Source organism: Kitasatospora sp. SolWspMP-SS2h, assembly GCF_003259315.1.
Classification (GTDB): domain Bacteria; phylum Actinomycetota; class Actinomycetes; order Streptomycetales; family Streptomycetaceae; genus Kitasatospora; species Kitasatospora fiedleri.
Genome location: NZ_QLLT01000068.1, coordinates 1 through 1,185, shown reverse-complemented (window position 1 = coordinate 1,185; position 1,185 = coordinate 1). Strand labels below are relative to the sequence as shown.

Below are 1,185 nucleotides of genomic sequence, written 5' to 3'. Positions count from 1 at the left end.
GTCGACGGCGGTGACGTGCGCGGGAAGGCGCGGGTCGGCGTCGACTACTCGTCGTTCGCGGAGGCGCTGGGCGGCAACTACGCCTCGCGGCTGCATCTGGTGTCGCTGCCGGCGTGTGCGCTGACGACACCTGAGGTGGCGGCCTGTCAGGTGAAGACGCCGCTGACCACCGAGCGCGACGCGGCGGGGAAGAACGTCTCGGCCGAAGTCGACTTGGGTGCCGCTGCCGCGACGGGCGTCGACAAGACGGCTGCTGATGCCGGGTCCGGCTCGCGGGCGGTGCCATCAGTTCTCTTGTCGACCAGTGAAGCTTCGGTGCGACAAGCTGCCTCATCAAAGACGCAGATGATCTTGGCTGTCGACAGTTCGTCTGGCGATGCGGGATCAGAAGCCGGTTCGTACGCCGCGAGCACACTGAGCCCCAGTAGTACCTGGTCAGGCGGCGGTTCGTCAGGCGCATTCACCTACTCTTACCCCATCAGCGTTCCCGGGTCCTCGACGGTTCTGGACCCCAAGCTGGCCGTGGCATATAACTCGGCCGCGGTGGATGGGAAGACGGCAAGCACGCAGGCGCAGGCGTCGTGGGTCGGTGATGGTTGGTCCACTCCAGACTCTTTTATCGAGCAGACGTTCACGCCTTGTTCAGAGGACCCGGAGGGTTCGGCGTCGCCAAAGTCCACGGGTGATCAGTGCTATGCGGGCCAAGTGCTGACGCTGTCGTTGAACGGTTCCTCCACGGCTATTGTGTGGGATTCGGCCAAGGGCACCTTCACCTCGTCGAACGAGGACGGCGCGAAGGTCGTGCACGTCACGGGGTCGAACAACGGGGCGGGGACGTACAACACGGATTACTGGACGGTCACGGACCGTTCGGGGACGGTGTACTACTTCGGCCGGAACCAGCTGCCGGGGTGGAGTTCGGGCAAGGCGGTCACCAACTCGGTGGACTCGATGCCGGTGTACTCCGCGCATTCCGGCGACCCGTGCTACAAGGCTTCGGGCTTCGACGCCTCGGTGTGCACCATGGCCTACAAGTGGCACCTGGACTACGTGAAGGACGTGCGCGGCAACGCGATGTCCTACTGGTACGCGCAGGACAGCAACTTCTACGGGCAGAACAACGGGGCGTCGAACACGAAGTACGTGCGGGACTCGTACCTGTCGCGGATCGACTACGGCTTCCAG

At 64.4% G+C, this 1,185-nt stretch carries 2 protein-coding genes; one reads left to right on the top strand and one right to left on the bottom strand.

Translation table 11 applies throughout. The features are described 5' to 3' along the window. Positions 1-146 precede the first annotated feature (146 nt). Positions 147-464, bottom strand: coding sequence for a hypothetical protein (locus K353_RS36425; RefSeq protein ID WP_233534001.1), 318 nt, complete (start codon positions 462-464; stop codon positions 147-149). 241 nt (positions 465-705) lie between these two features. On the opposite strand from K353_RS36425, the gene K353_RS36420 reads away from it, so the two are divergent. After that, positions 706-1,185, top strand: a 480-nt coding sequence (locus tag K353_RS36420) for a hypothetical protein (protein WP_233534000.1), incomplete at its 3' end; no start/stop codon positions are given.